Annotated in this window: 23 protein-coding genes; 4 read left to right on the top strand and 19 right to left on the bottom strand. The window is 63.9% G+C overall.

The window, feature by feature from the left end:
- Nucleotides 1-44: 44 nt before the first annotated feature.
- A complete protein-coding gene (locus F8G81_RS08245) occupies nt 45-1253 on the top strand; it encodes an MFS transporter (RefSeq protein WP_267278504.1) in 1209 nt (402 codons plus the stop codon).
- Between the two features lie 150 nt (nt 1254-1403).
- Here the strand turns inward: F8G81_RS08245 and F8G81_RS08240 are convergent, their stop codons facing one another.
- The 5 genes from F8G81_RS08240 to F8G81_RS08220 all read right to left on the bottom strand — a co-directional run bounded on the left by F8G81_RS08240 (nt 1404) and on the right by F8G81_RS08220 (nt 4975).
- Nucleotides 1404-1778, bottom strand: coding sequence for a hypothetical protein (locus F8G81_RS08240; RefSeq protein ID WP_267278503.1), 375 nt, complete (start codon nt 1776-1778; stop codon nt 1404-1406).
- Nucleotides 1779-1798: 20 nt separating this feature from the next.
- Complete coding sequence (locus F8G81_RS08235) at nt 1799-3403, bottom strand: radical SAM protein (protein ID WP_267278502.1); 1605 nt, start codon at nt 3401-3403, stop codon at nt 1799-1801.
- Nucleotides 3400-3735 carry a hypothetical protein gene (locus F8G81_RS08230; RefSeq protein ID WP_267278501.1) on the bottom strand — a complete coding sequence of 112 codons (336 nt, stop codon included), beginning with the start codon at nt 3733-3735 and terminating at the stop codon, nt 3400-3402. Before F8G81_RS08230 ends, F8G81_RS08235 begins: the two co-directional genes overlap by 4 nt.
- Nucleotides 3736-3872: 137 nt before the next feature.
- Nucleotides 3873-4220, bottom strand: a complete 348-nt coding sequence (locus F8G81_RS08225) for a hypothetical protein (protein ID WP_267278500.1) — start codon at nt 4218-4220, stop codon at nt 3873-3875.
- On the bottom strand, nt 4217-4975 hold the full coding sequence (locus F8G81_RS08220; protein WP_267278499.1) for a prolipoprotein diacylglyceryl transferase: 759 nt from the start codon (nt 4973-4975) through the stop codon (nt 4217-4219). Before F8G81_RS08220 ends, F8G81_RS08225 begins: the two co-directional genes overlap by 4 nt.
- Before the next feature lie 261 nt (nt 4976-5236).
- Here F8G81_RS08220 and F8G81_RS08215 point away from each other — a divergent pair, with 261 nt between their 5' ends.
- Nucleotides 5237-5512: a GlsB/YeaQ/YmgE family stress response membrane protein gene (locus F8G81_RS08215; protein WP_267278498.1), complete on the top strand. Its 276-nt coding sequence runs from the start codon at nt 5237-5239 to the stop codon at nt 5510-5512.
- Nucleotides 5513-5594: 82 nt separating this feature from the next.
- Here the strand turns inward: F8G81_RS08215 and F8G81_RS08210 are convergent, their stop codons facing one another.
- The 4 genes from F8G81_RS08210 to infC all read right to left on the bottom strand — a co-directional run bounded on the left by F8G81_RS08210 (nt 5595) and on the right by infC (nt 8585).
- Nucleotides 5595-6506 (bottom strand): TrmH family RNA methyltransferase, encoded by a 912-nt coding sequence (locus F8G81_RS08210; RefSeq protein WP_267278497.1) that lies wholly within the window; start codon nt 6504-6506, stop codon nt 5595-5597.
- 56 nt (nt 6507-6562) lie between these two features.
- Complete coding sequence (gene rplT, locus F8G81_RS08205) at nt 6563-7018, bottom strand: 50S ribosomal protein L20 (protein WP_267278496.1); 456 nt, start codon at nt 7016-7018, stop codon at nt 6563-6565.
- A gap of 118 nt (nt 7019-7136) precedes the next feature.
- Complete coding sequence (gene rpmI / locus F8G81_RS08200; RefSeq protein WP_009358635.1) at nt 7137-7331, bottom strand: 50S ribosomal protein L35; 195 nt, start codon at nt 7329-7331, stop codon at nt 7137-7139.
- A 117-nt stretch (nt 7332-7448) separates the two neighbouring features.
- Entirely contained in the window at nt 7449-8585 is a 1137-nt protein-coding gene (gene infC / locus F8G81_RS08195) for a translation initiation factor IF-3 (RefSeq protein ID WP_267278495.1), read from the bottom strand.
- Between the two features lie 308 nt (nt 8586-8893).
- Here infC and F8G81_RS08190 point away from each other — a divergent pair, with 308 nt between their 5' ends.
- Nucleotides 8894-9280, top strand: a complete 387-nt coding sequence (locus F8G81_RS08190; RefSeq protein ID WP_267278494.1) for a DUF1844 domain-containing protein — start codon at nt 8894-8896, stop codon at nt 9278-9280.
- 160 nt (nt 9281-9440) lie between these two features.
- Here the strand turns inward: F8G81_RS08190 and F8G81_RS08185 are convergent, their stop codons facing one another.
- From F8G81_RS08185 to F8G81_RS08150, 8 genes are all read right to left on the bottom strand, one after another.
- Entirely contained in the window at nt 9441-10817 is a 1377-nt protein-coding gene (locus tag F8G81_RS08185) for an MFS transporter (protein WP_267278493.1), read from the bottom strand.
- 55 nt (nt 10818-10872) lie between these two features.
- Nucleotides 10873-11769: an SseB family protein gene (locus F8G81_RS08180; protein WP_267278492.1), complete on the bottom strand. Its 897-nt coding sequence runs from the start codon at nt 11767-11769 to the stop codon at nt 10873-10875.
- Nucleotides 11770-11778: 9 nt separating this feature from the next.
- The gene (priA, locus tag F8G81_RS08175; RefSeq protein WP_267278491.1) at nt 11779-12525 is read right to left on the bottom strand and encodes a bifunctional 1-(5-phosphoribosyl)-5-((5-phosphoribosylamino)methylideneamino)imidazole-4-carboxamide isomerase/phosphoribosylanthranilate isomerase PriA; all 747 of its coding nucleotides are present in this window, start codon (nt 12523-12525) and stop codon (nt 11779-11781) included.
- Between the two features lie 45 nt (nt 12526-12570).
- Nucleotides 12571-12729, bottom strand: a complete 159-nt coding sequence (locus F8G81_RS08170; protein WP_267278490.1) for a hypothetical protein — start codon at nt 12727-12729, stop codon at nt 12571-12573.
- The gene (gene hisH, locus F8G81_RS08165) at nt 12730-13464 is read right to left on the bottom strand and encodes an imidazole glycerol phosphate synthase subunit HisH (RefSeq protein ID WP_267278489.1); all 735 of its coding nucleotides are present in this window, start codon (nt 13462-13464) and stop codon (nt 12730-12732) included.
- Nucleotides 13461-14087 carry an imidazoleglycerol-phosphate dehydratase HisB gene (gene hisB / locus F8G81_RS08160; protein WP_267278488.1) on the bottom strand — a complete coding sequence of 209 codons (627 nt, stop codon included), beginning with the start codon at nt 14085-14087 and terminating at the stop codon, nt 13461-13463. The genes hisH and hisB overlap by 4 nt, the downstream gene beginning before the upstream one ends.
- 69 nt (nt 14088-14156) lie before the next feature.
- Nucleotides 14157-15275 (bottom strand): histidinol-phosphate transaminase, encoded by a 1119-nt coding sequence (locus tag F8G81_RS08155; RefSeq protein ID WP_267278487.1) that lies wholly within the window; start codon nt 15273-15275, stop codon nt 14157-14159.
- 111 nt (nt 15276-15386) lie between these two features.
- Nucleotides 15387-15803 carry a LysM peptidoglycan-binding domain-containing protein gene (locus F8G81_RS08150; RefSeq protein WP_267278486.1) on the bottom strand — a complete coding sequence of 139 codons (417 nt, stop codon included), beginning with the start codon at nt 15801-15803 and terminating at the stop codon, nt 15387-15389.
- Nucleotides 15804-16136: 333 nt separating this feature from the next.
- On the opposite strand from F8G81_RS08150, the gene lexA reads away from it, so the two are divergent.
- Entirely contained in the window at nt 16137-16892 is a 756-nt protein-coding gene (lexA, locus tag F8G81_RS08145; protein WP_267278485.1) for a transcriptional repressor LexA, read from the top strand.
- 35 nt (nt 16893-16927) lie between these two features.
- On the opposite strand, the gene F8G81_RS08140 is transcribed toward lexA, so the two are convergent.
- Together F8G81_RS08140 and hflX are read right to left on the bottom strand one after the other, a co-directional pair.
- Nucleotides 16928-18991, bottom strand: coding sequence for an ATP-dependent DNA helicase (locus F8G81_RS08140; protein WP_267278484.1), 2064 nt, complete (start codon nt 18989-18991; stop codon nt 16928-16930).
- On the bottom strand, nt 18984-20552 hold the full coding sequence (hflX, locus tag F8G81_RS08135; RefSeq protein WP_267278483.1) for a GTPase HflX: 1569 nt from the start codon (nt 20550-20552) through the stop codon (nt 18984-18986). Before hflX ends, F8G81_RS08140 begins: the two co-directional genes overlap by 8 nt.
- Nucleotides 20553-20678 lie beyond the last annotated feature (126 nt).

Here is a 20678-nt window from a genome sequence, read left to right as displayed (position 1 = left end):
GGGGGCCGCAGCATCGGTCCCCGGATTTCCCGAGAAGCAGGCACATGAGCAGCATCCTCCAGACCAAAACCACACCGAAGGCCCGGACTTCCCACGTCGGGCGGGCCATTGTTGCCCTCGCCATGGGCGGCTTCGGCATCGGCGTGACTGAGTTCACCATGATGGGCCTCCTGAAAGAGGTGGAGCAGGGACTCGGCATCAGCACCCCTGAAGCCGGAAACCTGATCTCGGCCTACGCCCTCGGCGTCGTGGTGGGCGCGCCCTTGCTGGCCGCGGTCGGAGCCAGGCTCCCCCGCAAGTACCTCGCCCTGGGACTGATGCTGTTCTTCAGCGTTGCCAACCTGACCTCATTCATAGCTCCCGACTACGGCAGCATGCTGGTTTCCCGCTTCGCAGCCGGGCTTCCGCATGGGGCGTTCTTTGGCGTCGCCGCTGTGATTGCCGCCTCCCTGGTGCCACCCACACGGCGCGGACGTGCCATTTCGATGGTGATGGCCGGCCTGACGGTTTCCAACGTTATTGGTGTCCCACTTGCCACTTGGGTTGGCCAGGCCTACGGCTGGCGCCTGCTGTTCCTCCTGGTGGGCGCCATAGGACTGCTCACCGTGGGGCTCTTATGGCGGTTTGTCCCTTTCCAGGCAGCCCACCCGGATGCGAGTATCCGGCGTGAGCTCGGCGCCCTCAAACGCCTGCAGGTTTGGCTTGCGATCCTTATCGGTATCGTCGGCTTCGGCGGTTTCTTCGCCACCTATACCTACATTGCCCACACCATGACACTGGTGGCCGGGATACCTTCCCAGCTGCTTCCAGTCGTGGTGGCGCTATATGGCCTGGGCATGGTGGCGGGCAACATCGTGGGCGGCAGGATCGCTGACAAATCCGTTATGGGAACCATCTACCGGATTCTGCCTGGCATCGCGGTTGCCCTGGTGGTTTATGCCGTTGCCGTGCATTGGCCGTGGTCGGCGTTGGCCATGGTGTTTGTGGTGGGCGCGGCAGGTTCAATGCTGGTACCGGCCCTGCAGACCCGCTTGCTGGACGCTTCCCCAGACGCTCCGTCCCTGGCGTCCTCACTGAACCATGCTGCGCTGAACGTCGCAAATGCACTGGGCGCGTTCCTTGGCGGCGTGGTGATCGCCTGGGGCTGGGGTTACACGGCACCCGCCCTCGTGGGTGCCGTGCTGGCCGTACTGGGCCTGGCGGTCGCCGTCGTGAGCGGACTACTGGAACGGAAAAAGCCGCTGGCCGCCTGATCTTTGGACCGGCGTTCAACAGCCTGCGGACGTGAGCCGCAGAACTTAGACTGGGCGTCCTGTATAGGAAACGGTTTTTGCTCCGACGCCTGGCATACATGGACCGCGACGTGTGGTTTCAGAATTGCTCGATGGAATCGAGGCCCGGGTTTAGAAGCCGAATAGTTGAGCGGCCATCGAATATATCCCCCACAACCCAGCCGCTAACAGGATGCCCAGGTAGGCCAGGACCAGCCTCGTATCGCGGAGGTAGCATTTCGACTTTGTCAGGCCCCGCCGTCGCGCTTTCCAATAGCCTGCGAATCCGACGGCAGCGAACACCGCGAGTGCCACGGGACCGGCCGCCCAGCCGAGCAGGGCAATGGTCGCGAAGATGCAGAGCCGCAGCGGATCGAAGGGCGGCGGGGACTGCGGATCCGTGTCAGGGTCAGGCCTGTGTCCGTGCCGGCCCGCGTGCTTGGAGCGCACCAGCTGCGACGGCAATGGCCCGGCTGCAATACGGCGGGCGTCAGAATCGGAACCCATCATTCCTCCGTATCCCTGTCTCAGACCTGGCGTACGGGGAGAAGCCGTGTCCCCGTGGCTGTGCTTATTCGTTGCCTGGCAAGAGCCGGCCAGGCCTGGACAGCGCAGAACGGGGCACACTGGTGATCACCGGCGTCGCTCTTTGTGCCCACGTGGACGCAGCATTGAGTGAGCCGTTCCTCGATCATGGTGGAGATGTCCATGAAGGGTTTGACCATGATGCGGGTGATCCGTTCGCCGAGGAGCCGGCGCAGCCGCTGTTGCTGCCCTGGAAGCTTGCCGGCAGCCAGTGTGGTGAGCGTTCCGATACCGAGGTCGCATTGGGTGCAGATGTTCTTCCAAAGATCCATGGTCCGCGGGTGGGACAGTGAGGACTGCTCGCTCAGCAGGTCCAGCAGGGAGGACTTCATCAGGCTGCGCAGTTCGAGCGGGATGGCGCTGTCGGCGATGCGGTTGGCCATGGTGTCCGGATTGAGTTCCAGCCAGGCGAGCAGCTGGTCGTGCCCGATGAGGGCCGTCAGCGAACGCCAAGTCCCTGAGTCGTCCTTCAGCATGTAACCCACTGACGCGCAATGCGGATGTGAACACGGCAGTGCTGTCAGGTCGTGCCATGAGACCACACCACCGGTTTGCTCCGCGAGCCGTTCCAGCACGCCTGTGTGGGTGAGTCTGTCGGTGGGGTCGATACCGTGGCCGCGCCCTGAACCGAACACCGGCTGAAGCGCTACCCCACCCACGAACGGGGTTTCCAAAGCCCTCATAACGACGGCGCCCACCTCACCGTCGTTGACGCCGAGTGTCGCCGTCATGGTCAGGGTGGTGAAAACACCTGCCTCGGACAGGCGCTCGATGGCCATGTCCTTGAAGCGGGTCAGGTCTCCCCCTCGGTGGTGGATCGATGCTTCCTTGGACGGGCCGTCGTACTGGAGGTACACCTCCACCCGGTCCCGGTGCCTGGAAAGCAGCGCGAGGAGTTCGTCGTCGGTGGCCATGAGCATGCCGTTGCTGTTCACCATGATCCGGACGATCGGCCGGGCCACGAGCTCATCCAGAAGTTCGGCCAGATACGGATAGAGCGTCGGCTCGCCGCCGGAGAGCATCAGCACGTCCAGCCGCCCGTTTTCGCGGGCAAGCCGGGTGTCGATATTCGCGAGCACCTCGCTGAGCGGCGCCACTCCCTGCAATTGGGGGCCGGAGGCCGTGAAGCAGGTGGGGCAGCGCAGGTTGCAGTGCTCGATGATGTCCTGCAGCAGGATGCACGTGTGCTGCGTCTGCATGGCGGGCAGCCCGTAGGCGTAAGCCTCCGGTATCTGGCGGTAATTGCCGGCCTGGTCCGGGATGTGTTGCTTCGTGGGCGCCTGCCACTTCTCCAGATAGCGCAGGATTTCCGGAGACTCGTCGTACAAGGTGCTGACGAGTCCGTGATCCGGGCAGCCGCGTTCCAGCCAGACCCGGTCATCGCGGATCAGCAGCACGCCGGAGAGGCGCCGCACCTGTGCGAGCGGAGGGTTTGTCTCGTGGCAATGGGGACAGAAAGCTGTGACGTAGCGGTGGATGCGGTCCCCGCGCAGCGGCTGGCCGGGACCGGGCAGCGCCTGCCGGGACGTAAATGGGGACGGATTCATATCCGGCTACTCATCTGCGCGAGGTATCCGACGCATAGCCCGCCGCCGAGCAGGGTGAAGATTCCCAGGCCAATCAGCAGCCCCGCACCCCACCGGGATGTGGGTGGCCAGACCGCCAGCAGAATGGCTATCGCTAAATAGCCGGCAATTGGAACGAAGGCAACCGGCCCGGTGAGGAAACTTATGTTATAGGGTCCACCAAAAACTAGCGGTATTCCGATATAGAGGGCATAAAGGGCAGTAGTCCCCATCAGAGTTCCGAACGCCATGGGGCCGAGCCCTGAGGCAGGCTCCTCCTCCTCTTCTTGGGGCCGTGGGTTGTTCTCCCTCATGCCGCTCTTCCTTCCATCTTGGGGCGGAGTGGTTTCCCGAAGACCCGCAGTATCCGCCAGAACAGCAGGGGGAGAATTATCAGGAGGAGCCATTGGGGACGGCTCATCCCCAGGCGGAGAACGGTGAGGGATTCATCTCAGCCTCCCATCTGCGCGAGGGCTCCGACGCAAACTCCGCCGCCGAGCAGCGTGAAGATCCCCAGACCAATCAGCAGCCCCGCACCCCACCGGGACGTGGGTGGCCAAACCGCCAGCAGAATCCCAATCGCCAGGTAGCCGGCGATGGGAACGAAGGCGGATGGCCCGGTCAGGAAACGGATGGAAGAGGATCCTGAATCGGCCCCGGCCTGTAGAAGAGCGAAATCACCCGGTCCCAAGATATAGAGGGCATAAAGGGCAGCAGTCCCGAACAGGATTCCGAACGCCATGGGGCCGAGCCCTGAGGCAGGCTCCTCCTCCTCCTGCGGTGGGTTGTTCTCCCTCATGCCACTCTTCCTTCCACCTTCGGGCGGAGTGGTTTTCCGAAGACCCGCAGCATCCGCCAGAAGAGCAGGGGGAGAATCACCAGGAGGAACCACTGCGGACGGCTCATCCCCAGCCAGAGCACTTCGTTGCCGCGGACGAATTCGACGCCGAACCGGAACAAGGCGTAGGAAGTCACGTAGCAGATGAAGAGGTCGCCAGGACCAGGCAGGCGGTCCCGATAACGCCATATCAGCACAAATGCGGCAACGTGGAACAGGATTTCGTAGGCAAAGGAAGGGTGGAGCCCTACTCCGGACGGTCCGCCCAACACCGCCGCCTGCCCTGACGTGAGGGTCATCCCCCATGCTCCCCCAGTCGGGGTGCCGGGCAGTTCCGTGAGGAGACAGCCAATGCGCCCGATGATCAGCGCCAGGGCGACTGCGGGCGCCAGCAGATCCCCGGTGGATTCGCGGTAACCTGTCAGCCGTTTTCCCAAATGGACGCCGAGCCACGCTCCAACAAGTCCCGCAAGGATGCTGCGGTCGCCGTTGCCCCACCAGTCCGCCAACGAGACCTGCCCGGAAACATCCCAAGTGAGCACCCGTGAACCGATTGCTCCGAAGGCTATAGCGAAACCGGCAATGGGCCACAACCGTGGATCGGACAGGCCGCGTCGGCGCTTCTCATACGCGTAGAACAGCAAGGCTGCGAGGATTCCCAGCCCTAACAGGCCGGCGTGCACCAGCCCGTCTCCCGCGAAGGGAAGCCCGATCATGAGCAGAGTGTAGCAGTGCCCTTTGACGCCGCCATTGCAGCCATGCGGGCTTCACTTCGTTAGGAACTGCAGTTCATGAAGATTGCGGATCAGCAGCAGGAACATGCGGAGCCGGCCCGCGGATGCGCCCATGAATACGGTAGCCGCGGAGGCGCCCGGCCCGTACCACTGACAGGCAGTAAGGCTGCTGACAATAAGGGGGCTGTGTGTTAGCTTGAACTCAATCGGGACGAATATCCCGACGAATATGAAGGAGGAGACATGGGTTTTCTTGCTTGGATTATTCTCGGCCTCATCGTAGGGGCCATTGTTAAGGCCGTCATGCCCGGCAGAGTCGGCGGCGGCTGGGTCACCAGCCTGGTTCTCGGAGTGGTTGGTGCAATTGTAGGCGGCTGGATCGGAAGCCTTCTCTTCGCCAGGGGCGAACTCGCTTTCTTCGATCTGGGAACGTGGATCCTTGCGATCATCGGCGGTCTGCTGGTGGCTGGCATCTACGGCGCCATTACGGGACGCAGCAAAACCTCACGTGCGCCCTGATTCCTGATTCACTACCTGAATTCATATAGTAAGGACCCCGGGATGTATCCGGGGTCCTGCCCATTTAAGCTGCTGCCGCCACCTACACGGAAGCCGGAGAGCCGCCCTGCTGGGACCGGGCGCTGGCGTACAGGCATACGGTGGCTGCCGTACCCAGGTTGAGGCTTTCCGCCGCGCCGTAAACGGGGACTGCCACCCGATGGTCAGCCAGCGCGAGTTCAGCTTCCGAGAGCCCCTGGGCTTCGTTTCCGAAGAGCCAGGCAGTTGGATCCTCCAGCTGATAGGCGGACGCTGCGCCGGACCCGGACATTCGCCGGGCGGCGTTTTCGTCCTGCAACGTGTCGAGGTTGAGGTCCCCATAGCCGTCCGCTGCCAGGAGTCCGATCCCCCGGGCCCGGCAGGCGGCGGCCACTTCCTCGATGTCCGCCCCCAGGACCACGGGAAGGTGGAACAGGGATCCGGCGGTGGACCGGACTGCCTTGGGGTTGTAGATGTCAACGCTAGAGCCGGTCAGCACCACGGCATCAGCGCCGGCGGCGTCTGCCGCACGCAGCACCGTCCCTGCGTTTCCTGGGTCCCTGACCTGGCACAGGACCGCGATCAGCCGTGGACCGGCGTCGAGCACTTCCTCCAGGCTGATGTCCACAAAGCCGCATACCGCGATGATGCCCTGGGGATTGACGGTATCGGCCATCGCGGCCAACACCTCTTCGGTGGCAAGCCGGGCGTTGGTCCCCTCAGCCAGATCCTCAAATTCCGGGTAGCGGTCCAGGCATGCTTCGCTGGCGAACACCTCGTGTACAACCCCAGTCGCCCCGGCTGCCAGCCTCTGCTGGTGCAGCTTGAGGGCTTCACGAACCGCCTGTGGCCCCTCCACCAGGAACTGTTCCCGCTTTAAACGGGCCGGGCGCCCTGCAAGTTTTGCCACTTCCCTGACCCGATCGGCTCGGGGATTTGAGAGTGGAAAATCTTGCGGGCGCCCGGTTTCGTTCATATAAGAACCTTAGTTGCTGTTCAAGCAGGTTCTCGAACTACCCAGAACGGGTGCTGCTAGACAGTGGCCTCGTCAGCAGCAGGCTTCTTTGCAGCCTTTGCCTTGGGAGCCTTGGCCTTGGGGGCTTCAGCCTGGACAGCCGGAGCGGACGTGTCGGCAGGCAGGGAATCCTTGGCGATCTTCACCAGCGCGGCGAAAGCGTTGGCGTCGGAAACGGCCAGCTCGGCGAGCATACGGCGGTCAACCTCAACCTCAGCGGCCTTCAGGCCCTGGATCAGTCGGTTGTAGGTAAGGCCGTTGGCGCGGGATGCAGCGTTGATGCGCTGGATCCACAGGCGGCGGAAGTCGCCCTTCTTCTTCTTGCGGTCACCGTAGCTGTACACAAACGAGTGCAGCAGCTGCTCTTTGGCCTTGCGGTACAGGCGTGAACGCTGTCCACGGTAGCCCTTTGCGCGTTCGAGGATAACCCTGCGCTTCTTGTGGGCGTTGACCGCCCTCTTCACACGTGCCACGTGCGTACTCCTTCAGAATTCTGATCCCAAGCGTCTACTGCCGGTAACCCGGCCGGCCTGAGAAGCCTTTTTGGTAGTTGACTGCCGCCAGGTGGCAAACAGTCAGAAAACTTGGAAATTAGATGCCGAGCATCTTCCGGATGACCTTGGCGTCGCCCTTGAAGACGATCTTGTCGCCGGCAAGGCGACGGGTCAGCCTGGAGGACTTGTGCTCGAGGTAGTGGCGGCGGTTGGCCTGCTGACGGCGCAGCTTGCCGCTGCCTGTCAGCTTGAAGCGCTTCTTAGCACCACTGTGGGTCTTCATCTTCGGCATGGGAACCGATCTCCTTACGTATCCACAGACATTGTCTGCAGCTCTTTCGTGCAGCCGCCCCTGCGGGCGGCATGCTGGTTGCTTACTGCCGGAGGACAAACCTCCTGCAGCTTTGAACTAGGTAGTCTTCTTGCCGGCCGGCTTCGGACCCGCTTTAGGGGCGGGCCTGGCTGCCGGCTTCGGGGCTGCAGGCCTGGCCACCGGCTTCGGCGGCGAGGGAACTGCGGCTGGCTTCGGAGCAGCAGGGGCCGGAGCCGGAGCTGCTGACGCGGGCGCCTCAGCGGCCGCAGCCGGCTTGACTGCTTCAGCAGGCTTGGCTGCAGGGGCCGGTGCCTTGGCGGCGGCCGGTGCAGCCTTGGGAGCCTCGCGCCTGGGAGCGGCGGCCTTGGGGGCCGCCTGCTGGGGCGCTTCCTGCCGGGACGTTGCCTGCTGCGGCGCGTCCTGCGTGGCGGCTTCCTTGGCGGGAACCTCCGCAACAGGGGCTTCAGCGGGGGTGGCCTCAGCCGCGGCTGGAGCCTCGGTCTCGGGCGCCTCGGCCTCAGGTTCCGTCGTGATGGCGAAACCTTCCGGCAGAAGATCTGCCAGCGACTGCGTCAGGGGTGCCTGGTCGTCGCCGGAAACGTCGATTCGTCCGCCCGATGCCCTGACTTCGTTCTGCGCCTTTGCTTCCGCACGCTGGGTAGCCCGGCGTGCCTCCGCCTTGGCCTCAGCCTTGTTCTTGAGCGGCCCCACAACCATCACCATGTTGCGGCCGTCGATGCGCGGGCTGGATTCAACAACGCCAACCTCGGCCACGTCGTCTGCAAAGCGCTGGAGCAGGCGGATGCCCATCTCCGGACGCTGCTGCTCACGGCCGCGGAACTGGATCATGGCCTTGACCTTGTCACCGGCGCCGAGGAAGCGCAGTGCATGCCCGCGCTTGGTCTCGTAGTCATGGGTGTCGATCTTCAGGCGGAAACGGATTTCCTTCAGAACCGTGTTGGTCTGGTTCTTCCGGGCTTCACGTGCCTTGACGGCGGCCTCGTACTTGTACTTGCCGAAGTCCATCAGCTTGCACACCGGAGGCTTCGCCTGAGGTGCTACTTCAACGAGATCAAGATCGGACTCGGCAGCCAAACGCAGGGCATCATCAATACGGACGATTCCTACCTGTTCACCTGCAGGGCCGACCAGCCGCACCTCGGGGACGCGGATACGCTCATTGATTCTTGGCTCGCTAATGTTAAAGCTCCTGTGATTGTTGTGGTATTCCACCGGCAAATAGAGAAGGCCCCCAACTGCCGGAGCAATCGAAGGCCTCGAAGATCGGATGTGACAGCCTCTGCTGAGACTGCACGCATTTCCCCGGGCGTACGCCTGGGTTGATGCCCGACCAAGTACCCGGCAACCTTGCTTCCCAGGAACTGCTTGGCGGGAAATCGGCTGGCGCGGGTGGGAGAGAACTCCGCTTGCAAACTGCATGCCATTCTACAGAAAAAATCCCGACCAACGCATCTTGGCGCCGGTGGGACCTTACATAGCAAAATAACGACATCCAGTCGGTCTGTGACAAGCTTACCAGTATGAGCACCCCAGACAGTAATTCATACGTTTTCGCCCCCGCCGACGCCGCCGACGACGTCAGCCAGCAAATCCGGGACATCTCCGAAGTGCCCGCCATCGAGGTCATCACCACAGCCGCTGTCCACCTCATGAGTGCAGCCGCCGTGAAGCTGGGGCTGGCAGCGGAGGACAACGCCGAGGAACTCAAGGACCTGGACGAGGCCCGGAAGCTGATCACAGCCCTCGCGGGGCTGGTGACTGCGGCAGCACCCGAGATCGGCTCCCAGCATGCGGGTCCGTTGCGCGATGGCCTCCGGTCCCTGCAGCTCGCTTTCCGTGAGGAGTCCATCATCCCGGACGCCCCGGGCAAGGGCCCCGGCGAGAAATACACCGGCGCCGTGAACTAACGGTTCCAACAGAAAACAGAACATCACGACGGTGGCGGCGGGCGGACCATAACGGTCCACCCGCCGTCGTCGTTAACCCGCCGTCGTCGTTTCTCAGCAACTGCTTACAGCGCTGATTAGCGGAAGCCTGCAGCACTGTGGCTTGCGCGCGGCTCCAAGGTCAGGCGGAAGCCACCCGGCGCCGCCTGCGTGCCTGCAGGAGCAGTCCGATGAGGCACAGCGCCACGCCGGCCACGCCGACCGATACAAACCCTCCTGAAGAACCCACGCCGTCGATAAAGACCCCCGCAAGGGGCGCGCCAAGCGCAACGCCTGCAGTCAGGGCGGAGCCATACCAGCCCATCGCCTCGCCCCGGCGCCGCTCGTCCACCAGCTCTGCCACCTTTTCGGAGGCCGCGGAGAGGACGGGTGCGCAGAGGAGGCCCGGCAGGATGGACAGGAGGGCCAGGGTCCAGGTGTCATGGGCGAATCCCAGCGGGATGGTCAGCGCAGCCATTCCAAGCAACAGCAGGATTGGAGAGACAGGGCGGTGCATGGCGCCGTAGATCACTCCGCCGACCACCGAGGCCGCGCACCAGAACAGGAAAACGATCCCGATCTCCGCCTGGTGCCCGCCGATTTCAAGGGCTGCAACGATCCCAACGTCAGTACCGCTGAGGACCATGCCGGCGCCGGCAGCCACGGCAAAGAGCGAGGCTACCGTGGCCGTGAACCAAGTGAAGTTGTGCGCCACCTTGTGCCGGAGCCCTGCCTGTCGCCGGGACGCAGACTGCTTTCCGGGCGTTTCGTTGGATCCGGCACGGATACCGCTGTGCTCGGCCGGCGCCAGATTTGCAGCCGCTGTCTGAAGGTGGGCAGGAACTGCTGCCACCACTGCAGCTTCGGCCGCACGTTGCTCGTCGGGTTCGCGTTGCTGATCAGCTGCGCTTTGGTGATCCGCTGCCGGGGTGCCGATGGCGGTTCGGGTGGGTGGGTTGAACCACATCAGGAACAACCCGGCCAAGGACGTCGATATGCCCACAACGGTGAGCCCCAGTACGGTGAAGCCGCTGGTTGCCACCACGGCTCCGGCAGCAGGACCGATCATAAACACCATTTCGGTGGTGATCGCATCCAGGGCAAAGGCTGTGCGGCGCTGGTCGCCGTCGGCCAGGATTCCGAGTGACTGACGCACCACACTGAAGATCGGAAGGGTGAGCAGTCCTCCGACGAAAACCAGCGGCAGCAGCCACTCATAGGAAACATGGGGAACAACTGACCAGATCACAGCTTCAGAGACCACTGAAGGGATCAGGGCTTTACGCAGGCCCACGATGTCAACGCGGCGGCCGCGCCACGGGGCTCCCAGAGCGATGCCGATGGTCATCACCGCCGCCGCAGCTCCGGCCGCAGCATAGCCTTTATCAAGGGTGAGGACGATGTGCAGGGTCAGCAGCACGCCTGCGGCTGAATGGGGTATACGGGCAATCATGCCGACCAGCAGCAACCGCCTGATGGGCCGCACCGCCAACAGATCCCGGTACAGAGCGAAATTCACGAAAAATCCTTTGGTCTGCCGACGGCAGCCAGGGGATCTCCCCGCTGACCGTCAGCTAGTGTGCTGCGCGCCTTAACTTGATGTCGATGGAGTCAACCCGCTCTCCAAACAATACATTCCGGGACCACGCCGCTTGGAGGCCCGCCACCAGCTCCCGCACGGCCGCAGCGTCAAGGCCATCCTCGAGGTACAGCACCACCTGCAGCTCTGGCCCGGATCCTCCGCCGGACAGTTCGGCGCCCGAGCGGGTCGCGGTGGCGATGCCTGCCCCCGGCTCAAGTGCAACCGTACGCACTGCAGGAAAGGCGGCTGCGGCCAATGAAAGCTCCGCGGCGAGGGCTTCATCAGCGTAGGAAGGGAGCCAGTCACGCTGCTGCGCCAGTGCCCATACTGCCGGCCGCCGCACCACAAACGTGAGGTCCGAGCCGGGGTCAAGGACCAGGAGTTCGGCGCCTTCCGCCACTGCGGACAGGGCAGCACGGGCGGCATACACCGCCACGGGCCGCGCCTCTGGGTGCCAGGCGGCCAGCGCCGCCGCGGAGGTAAACGCCGGCATGGCCGTCCTGCCGTCGGCAGCCTTGAGGGTTACCAGCGCCATGTCGGCCTGCTTGTCTGCTGCGAGGCCATCCACCGACTGCGCTTCTTCAGCCAGTTGGGCAATGATGGGGATGAAGACCCTGGCGGTGGCAAGGGCAGCCACCACTGACGCTTCATCGCCACTGCCGTCCAGGAGTCCCCGGACCGCGGTGACGTAGCCGGCGTCGGGAGCTCCATCATCGTCCTCGAAGCTGTGGATCTTGGCGTCGTCCCCGGCCAGGCTCCGGCCTTTCCAGGGTTGGCCGGCGGAATCGGTGGACCCTCCTGCGCCGGCAAGGGCAGCGGCTATATGCCCGGGTAGGTGGCGCGGTGCCGGACCGTTGCCAGCGGTATTGCCGTTGCTGCTGGAATCCACGGAGTTCGCCTAGCGGCGGCCGGCGACGTCGAGTGCCTCGGGCAGGGTGAAGGCCCCAGCGTACAGGGCCTTGCCCACGATGGCCCCTTCCACGCCCAGCGGAACCAGCGAGCGGAGGACCTTCAGGTCATCCAGGCTGGAGATGCCGCCGGATGCCACCACCGGCTTGCCCGTCTTTTCCACCATTTGGCGCAACAGCTCAACATTGGGCCCCTGCAGCGTGCCATCCTTCGTGACATCCGTGACGACATAGCGTGAGCACCCTGCCTCTTCAAGCCTGCCCAGGACCTCCCAAAGGTCCCCGCCTTCCTTGGTCCAGCCCCTGCCTGCCAGGGTGGTTCCGCGGACATCAAGGCCGACGGCGATCCGGTCGCCGAAACGGTCAATGGCCCGGCGGGTCCAGTCAGGGTTTTCCAACGCCGCAGTGCCAAGATTCACCCGGGCCACACCCAGATCGAGGGCCGCTTCCAGTGACTCGTCGTCCCGAAGTCCGCCTGAGAGCTCCACGTGGATGTCCAGCCGCCCCACCACCTCACGGAGCAGTTCTGCGTTGGAACCACGGCCGAACGCCGCGTCGAGGTCCACCAGGTGCACCCATTCGGCGCCCTGCTCCTGCCAGTTCAGGGCCGCCTCCAGCGGTGTGCCGTAACTGGTTTCGCTGCCTGCCTCGCCTTGCACCAACCGGACGGCCTGGCCGTTTACGACGTCGACGGCGGGCAGCAGTTCAAGAACCGGCAGATCATGTGCGGTGGTCATCTCAAGTCCTCAGTGTGGGGGGCAGGAAGGGTTTAGCGGTGGTGCCTAGGCGGCAGGCAGGGAAAGGAGGTAGGCGGCCAGAAGTGACATGCCCGCAAGGATGTAGAAGCAGATCTGGGTCCACAGGGGTTTGCGCTGCTGCCTGAAGGACAGGGCGCCGCCCACGAGGAGCCCCGCGAGGCCCATCAGGAGGACTGACCACATCTAGGCTGATCCGTCTTGCGGTGAGGGCTTGCGGAGTCCGTCCACCCAGTTACGCAGCAGACGGGCCCCGGCGTCGCCGGACTTTTCCGGGTGGAACTGGGTGGCACAGAGCGGCCCGTTCTCCACCGCTGCGATGAAGGGGGCACCATGCTCGGACCACGTCACCAGCGGCGCCGCCATCCGCGGCTGCACCACGTCGAAGTTCCATTCCTGGACGCCGTACGAGTGGACAAAGTAGAAGCGCTCCTCCTCCACGCCGGCGAAGAGCCTGGATCCCTCCGGGACCTTCACGGTGTTCCAGCCCATGTGCGGCACGACGTCGGCGGGGAGGAGCTCCACTTTCCCCGGCCACTCCCCCATGCCTTCAGCTTCAGTTCCGTGCTCAACCCCGGCTTCGAACAGGACCTGCAGGCCCACGCAAATGCCCAGGACAGGCCGTCCACCGGCCACACGCCTGCCGATCAGCCGGATGCCATCCACGGCCTTCAATTCCCGCATCACTGTCTCAAAGGCGCCCACGCCAGGCACCACCAGGCCGTCGGCATTGAGCACGTCCTGCGGTTTGGCGCTGAGGATCACCTCGGCTCCGGCGCGTTCGAGCGCGCGCACGGCAGAACGGATGTTCCCGGAGCCGTAGTCCAGCACCGTAACGGTGGGCTTGCCTTCTGGCGACGCGGGCTTGACCAATAGCTCCGGATCGATCACGGCGCCGTCACGAAGAATCTGCCCGCTCACAGCGCACCCTTGGTGGAAGGAATACCCTTCACACGGGGATCGGGCTCGACAGCTGCGCGCAGCGCCCGGGCGAATGCCTTGAACTGCGCTTCCACGATGTGGTGCGGGTCCCGCCCGGCAATGACGTTCATGTGGAGGCAAATGCCGGCGTGGAGCGTGATCGCCTCAAACACGTGGCGTGTCAGCGAGCCGGTGAAGTGGCCGCCGATCAGGTGATATTCCTGTCCCGCGGGCTCACCGCCGTGCACCAGGTACGGACGTCCGGAAACGTCCACCACAGCGTGCGCCAGTGCCTCATCCAACGGCACAGTGGCTTCACCAAAGCGGCGGATTCCTGCCTTGTTGCCCAGCGCCGTGCGAAGGACCTCGCCGAAAGTGATGGCCACGTCCTCTACGGTGTGGTGGACGTCGATGTGGATGTCACCGGTTGCCTTGACTGTCATGTCGATAAGGGAGTGCTTGCACAGCGCCGTCAGCATGTGGTCATAGAACGGGACCGACGTGTCGATGTCAGATACGCCGGTTCCATCAAGGTTGATCTCCACGAGCACTGACGATTCGCTGGTGGCGCGCTCCATGCTGGCGGTCCGGGCCTGGGCAGCGTTCGATCCGGTGGAACTCATGGTCATATGTCCTTTTCGGAAGGAGTACGGGAATTCTTGGCAGGCGCCCGAAGCGCCTCTATGTCAAGTTTAGGCGGGGAGCTTGGCCTGGCTGGCCAGGATGCTTTCCAGAGAGGTCAGGAACGCTGTGGTCTCACTCTCAGTGCCTGCGGTGACACGGAGATGGCCGGGGATGCCGACGTCCCTGATCAGCACGCCGGCGTCCAGCAGCTCCTGCCAGACAGCATGGGGCCGGTCCAGTCCCCCGAAAAAGACGTAGTTGGAATCAGAGGCGGCTGGCGTGAGGCCCATCCTGGTCAGCTCTTCGACGATCCGGTCCCGTTGTTTCTTAATGTCCTCAACGTCCGCCATAAGTGCTTCGCGGTGGCGGAGGGCCGCGAGGGCTGTGGCCTGGGTGACGGCCGAGAGGTGGTACGGCAACCGAACCAGCCGGAGGGCATCTGTCACTTCAGGCGCCGCGGCCATGTAGCCCAGGCGCGCGCCGGCCAGAGCAAAGGCCTTGCTCATAGTCCTGGTGACAATCAGGCGTTCCCGGCCGGGCAGCAGAGTCAGGGCACTGGGAGTGCCGTCATGGGCAAACTCGTGGTAGGCCTCGTCAACGATCACTATGGTCTGGCTGGCCTCACCCGCGGAGTACACCGCCTCCACGACGTCCAGGCCAAGGCCGGTCCCGGTGGGGTTGTTGGGTGAGCAGAGGAAGACAATGTTCGGCTGGAGTTCCTTGACCTGCAGGGCCGCCGATTCCGCGCTCAGCCCATAACCCTCCGCCCGCTGGCCAACAATGTACTCCGTGTCTGTACCGCTGGCCAGCAGCGGGTACATGGAATACGTGGGCGGGAACCCGAGGGCCTTGCGTCCTGGACCCCCGAAGGCTTGGAGGATCTGCTGGAGCACTTCGTTCGAGCCGTTCGCCGCCCAGATGTTGGTGGGGTTCAGGCCGTGGCCCAGGTATTCAGCCAGAGCTTCCCGGAGTTCGCTGAATTCGCGGTCCGGGTAGCGGTTCAAACCGGCGGCGGCTTCCGTCACGGCCTCGGTGATGGCGGCCTGCACGTCCGCCGGGACACCATGTGTGTTTTCGTTCACGTTCAGCAGGATGGGCACATCCAGCTGCGGGGCACCGTAAGGGGTTAGCCCGCGGAGGTTGCTCCGGAGGGGAAGACGGTTCAGGCGCTCTAGCTGGTCATTCACCTGAACAGTTTAGTGCCCATGCCGGTGCCCGGAAAATGTGACAGCCCGCCAGCCTTCCGCAGTCCAGGGAAGACACTGGCTGATGAGGGGCGGCAGGTTCTGAGGATCCCGCTATTTGGTGGGAACGAACAGCTGCTGCCCCGGCACAACGGTCCCCGCGCTGAGGTTGTTGAGTTGAACGATATCCGCGATCACATCCCGGGGGTCCCGCTCTGGGGCAACTGTGGCCGCGATACCCCACAACGATTCCCCGCCCTGAACGGTAACTGACACCGTGGGTGTCAGGGCAAGGCCGGCAGCGGAGTCTGCCGCCTTCGCCGGGGCGTTAAGGAAGCCCACCAGGGACAGCAGCAACGCAGCCAGGAAAATCAGGGGAATACCGATGAGCACGATCCGCCCCCGGCGCGTGAGCCGGAGCGGCGGCAGGGGCTTCTTACGGGGCTGCGGTTCCGCATCCAGCAGGGACGTGAGCTGCTGGACGGAGACGAACTGCTGATGGCGAGCCTGTGAAGCGGATATAGCTGACATGAAATGAGCCCTCCTGGACCATACTGTGCTGCCCGGAGTGTCCTTTTCCCGCCTGCGGCCCGGATGGCCTTCATCTGAAGATCCGAGTATTCGAATACCGCAGGCAATGAATAGAACACATGTTCGAACTTTGCTTCTTCAGTTTTAGCACTTATCAACGAATATTGTCGAGACTCGCTAGAACAAATGTTTGAAAAAGCGTTGCGGCTGCCCTACGTTTGGATCAAAGAACAACCACTCCTGTAGTTGATCAGCAGGGTCTGACAATCCAGGCCGGAGGTTCCGGCACCCGCGGCCGTGGACACCCGGGGCAACGGAAAGGCATTGGCGAATATGGCAGCACCAGCCGCTGACGGCAGGGCGACCCAGCGGGGTCGGCAGCCCCAGAGGGTCCCGAAGGGGCTTACAGCACGCCAAAAAAAGATCCTGGAAACAATTCAGCGCTCCGTCAATGACAACGGGTATCCGCCATCCATGCGCGAGATCGGCGACACCGTGGGCCTGGCAAGCCTGTCCAGCGTCACGCACCAGTTGTCGCAGCTCGAGAAACTAGGCTACCTGCGGCGCGATCCCAAGCGGCCACGGGCCATGGAAGTCCTGATGCCACTCACTCTGGACGGCGGCACTGGCAAATCGGCAGGATCAGCATCTGCCAAGCCGCCCGTTTTGCGCAGCATTGATGGCGGGGCAGTTTTGGATCTGCCCACGGCCATGGACACCGCCATGGTGCCCCTTGTAGGCCGGATCGCGGCCGGCGGTCCGATTCTTGCGGACCAGGTGGTAGAGGACGTCATGCCGCTGCCGCGCCAGCTGGTGGGACAGGGTGAACTGTTTATGCTGCGGGTTGCCGGGGACTCCATGGTTGACGCGGCGATCTGCGACGGCGACTGGGTAGTTGTCCGGCGCCAGGCCGACGCCGCCAACGGCGATATCGTTGCAGCCCTGCTGGACGACGAAGCCACAGTGAAGACTTTCCGCCAGCGGGACGGCCACACGTGGCTTCTTCCCCAGAACACGCAGTACGAGCCCATTCTCGGAGACCACGCCACCATCATGGGCAAGGTCGTCTCAGTGTTGCGCTCGCTTTAGGCTCCAACCGCTCCAGGTTTTGTCCCGGGCTGCGGTCAGGCCCGTGGGCTTTCCTTGGCCAGTCTTTCAAGGGCGGCGAAAGCTATCTTGCGGTCTGTCGTGGGCCAGAACGGTGGCAGCGCAGCCCGAAGGAAACCGGCATAACGCTCGGTTGCCAGCCTGGAATCGAGCACGGCCACCACACCTTTGTCTCCCGTGGAGCGGATCAACCTGCCGGCCCCCTGGGCGAGGCGGATCGCTGCGTGCGTGGCTGAGACAGCCATAAATCCGTTTCCGCCCGCCTGGGCTACCGCACGTGAACGTGCCGTCATCAGCGGATCGTCCGGCCGCGGGAACGGTATCCGGTCAATGACCACGAGCCGGCAGGATCCGCCCGGGACATCAACTCCCTGCCACAGCGACATCGTGCCGAAGAGGCACGTATCGGGCTCGTCGGCGAACTGCCTAACCAGGGCCGTCATGGTGGAATCACCCTGGCAGAGGATGCTGACGCCGATTCGCGGCCTCATCGCTTCTGCGGCTTCTTCGGCCGCGCGGCGTGATGAGAAGAGGCAGAGGGCGCCGCCGCCGGAAGCGCGGATCAGGGCCTCGAGTTCATCCAGCGCCTCCGGCGCGGCACCCCGGCCCGGTTTGGGCAGGTGCCCGGCAACGTAGAGGATCCCCTGTTTTGGATAATCAAAGGGGGACCCTACGTCCACTCCGGTCCAGCTGGGAGCGCCGTCCCCTATCAGCCCCAATCCCCCGGCCGTCGGCTCGAAGGCGGAGCCGATGGCCAGCGTGGCTGAGGTCAGCACAACCGTATGGCCGGCAAAGAGTCCTTCGCGCAGCTTGCCGGCAACACTGAGCGGGGCAATGTTGACCAAAACGGGTGCGCTTTCATCAGGCTGTGAATAGCCCTGCTGCGGATCAAACGAGCTGGCCCGCGAAAACCACACCACTTCACGGTTGTCCTTGGCCGCAATGAGCCGTTCGCAGAGTTCAAGAATCAGCAGGAGACGGGACCGGGCAAGCTGCCGCCCGCCGTCGGCCGTTGTACTGCTGTCCCCTTTTGAATCCGAGAGGGCTGCCCGGCAGGCCTCACGAAGCTGGTCAACGCAGTCCAGCTGTTCATCGTTCAGGCCGTTCGGGAGCAAACCACTGGGGACGCCGGCCAGGGCCACCTCAAGGTTGGCCGCGGCTGCATTCAGGGCGTCGACGGTGATGGCAGTGTGCTTTCGGGCACCGGCGGCGGCAGCGTGGACCATGGCAACCGAAAGCTGCCCTGATACGGCGCCGGTAACCCGGTCCTGGAGTTCGTGGGCCTCATCCACCACCACCACGTCATATTCGGGCAGAACGGCCAGTCCTTCGAAAGCACTGACCGCCAACATGGCGTGATTCGTCACCACAACGTCGGCTTCAGCTGCGTCCTGGCGCGCCAGTTCACTAAAGCATTCCGCTGCCAGCGGGCATTTCTGCGCCCCCAGGCACTCCATCGAGGTAACGGACACCTGCCGCCAGGCGCGGTCGGTAACGCCGGGCAGGAGCTCGTCACGGTCACCAGTGGCGGTCTTCTCCGCCCACTCACGCAGGCGCACCACCTCCTTGCCCAGCTGTGATGCCGGACCGCCCATGGCTGCGGCAAAGTGCGGCACGCTGGTGTCTTCCCCGAGGGAGAAGAGCTGGCCCTCGGCGGGCTCTTCCGACGGGAACCCGCCTTCGAGCTTGTGCCGGCACACGTAGTTGGAGCGCCCCTTAACCAACGCCACCTTGACCGGTCGGTCCAGGGCGGGCGTGATGGTCTTGAGCAGGCGGGGCAGGTCACGGCCCACGATCTGGGTCTGCAGGGCCAGTGTTGCGGTGGAGACCAGGGTGGGCTTGCTGCTCACCAGGGAATGCGCGATGAGCGGAATGAGGTACGCCAGTGACTTTCCGGTGCCGGTTCCGGCCTGGACCAGGAGATGGTCCCCGGTTTCGATGGCGCGAGCCACCTGACGGGCCATTTCGTGCTGTCCTGTCCGGCTTTGCCCTCCCATGCCGGCAACGGCACGGTCGAGGAGTTCGATCACGAACTCCTCGCCGGCCGTTTCGGAAGTCTCCCCCGCCACCAGCTCAGTCATTGCTGGTGAATGATTCCAGTTCAGCCGCAAGGCCTTCACGGACCATCACCACAGCACGTGTGCCATCCTCACCGTGATCCAGGCTCAGTATCTCGGCATCGGTCTCGTGCAGTTTGCTGATCAGGTCACCCCGGTTGTATGGGATGAGGAGCTCCAGCTTGACGCTGGGGCGCGGAATCGCGTCACTGATGGCCTTGAGCAGGTCGGCGATGCCCTGGCCGGTCCGGGCAGAAACAACCACATGGCGCGGTTCACGCTGCTTGAGGCGCTCCACCACAAACGGGTCGGCGGCGTCGGCCTTATTGAGCACGATGATTTCAGGCACCTTGCGGGCATCCACCTCGCTGAAGACCTTCCGGACAGCGGCGATCTGGCCTTCCGGATCCGGGTGTGAGACGTCCACCACGTGCAGGATCAGGTCTGCGTCCGCCACCTCCTCCAGCGTGGAACGGAACGCCTCCACCAGCTGCGTCGGAAGGGAGCGGACAAAACCCACAGTATCGGCCAGGGTGTAGCCCAGCCCGTCTGCGGTTTCGGCCTTGCGCACCGTGGGATCCAGCGTGGCGAAGAGTGCGTTTTCCACGAGGACGCCGGCATCGGTCAGCCTGTTCAGCAGGGATGACTTTCCGGCGTTGGTGTACCCGGCGATAGCAACTGACGGCACAGAATTTCGACGCCGGTTGGCCCGCTTAGTTTCCCGCGCAGGCTTCATGGCGCTGATCTCACGCCGCAGTTTGGCCATGCGGGTCCTGATCCGGCGGCGGTCCAGTTCAATCTTCGTCTCGCCGGGACCACGCGAGCCCATGCCGGCACCGGCCCCACCCACCTGGCCACCGGCCTGGCGGGACATCGATTCGCCCCAGCCACGCAGGCGCGGCAGGAGGTATTCGAGCTGGGCGAGTTCCACTTGGGCTTTGCCCTCGCGGCTCTTGGCGTGTTGGGCGAAGATATCCAGGATCAGCGCTGTGCGGTCAATGACCTTGACCTTGACGATGTCCTCCAGGCCACGGCGCTGCGACGGAGCCAGCTCGGCGTCCACCACCACAGTGTCCGCGCCTGTGGCCATCACGACGTCCTTGAGCTCAAGTGCCTTTCCGGAGCCCAAGAAAGTGCCAGGGTCTGGTTTGGCACGGCGCTGCACGAGGCCGTCCAAGACCTCTGAGCCGGCGGTTTCAGCCAATGCAGCGAGTTCACGGAGGGAATTCTCGGCGTCGGCCAAGGTCCCTTCCGTCCAGAGCCCCGCCAGTACCACACGCTCCAGCCGGAGCTGCCGGTACTCGACTTCGGTGACGTCTTCCAGTTCTGTCGAGAGGCCTGCCACCCGCCGGAGCGCACGGCGTTCCTCAAGGTCCTGCTGGTCGCCGTCGTAACTGCTGTGCTCTTCGTCCAGGCGCGATATCGCCTGGGCCTTGCCAAAAACGCCCTTCGCGTCGCCGTTTTCGGCGGCCGCGTTCCTGGGCGGTACATCCTTGGAGAGAATCCGGTCGATGACAGCTTGTATTTCCTCAGGGCTCATGTCCTGTGCTGCTGGATCGGATCCGGTGTTGGGCTGGCTGGTCATGTTCTCCTTTGAAGATTCGGCATTTCCAGAATAGTGCCGATCACTGGTGAGTGGTGAAGTATTCGCGCTGGGCTGACGGCTTGAAGTCATCCTGGCCTCCTGGTCTGCTGCGCTGCCCGGCAAAGT

It is taken from the genome of Arthrobacter sp. CDRTa11, from assembly GCF_026427775.1.
Taxonomy (GTDB): Bacteria; Actinomycetota; Actinomycetes; order Actinomycetales; family Micrococcaceae; genus Arthrobacter.
Note: the sequence above shows the minus strand (reverse complement) of the source record. Positions and strands in the feature narration are given on the sequence as shown.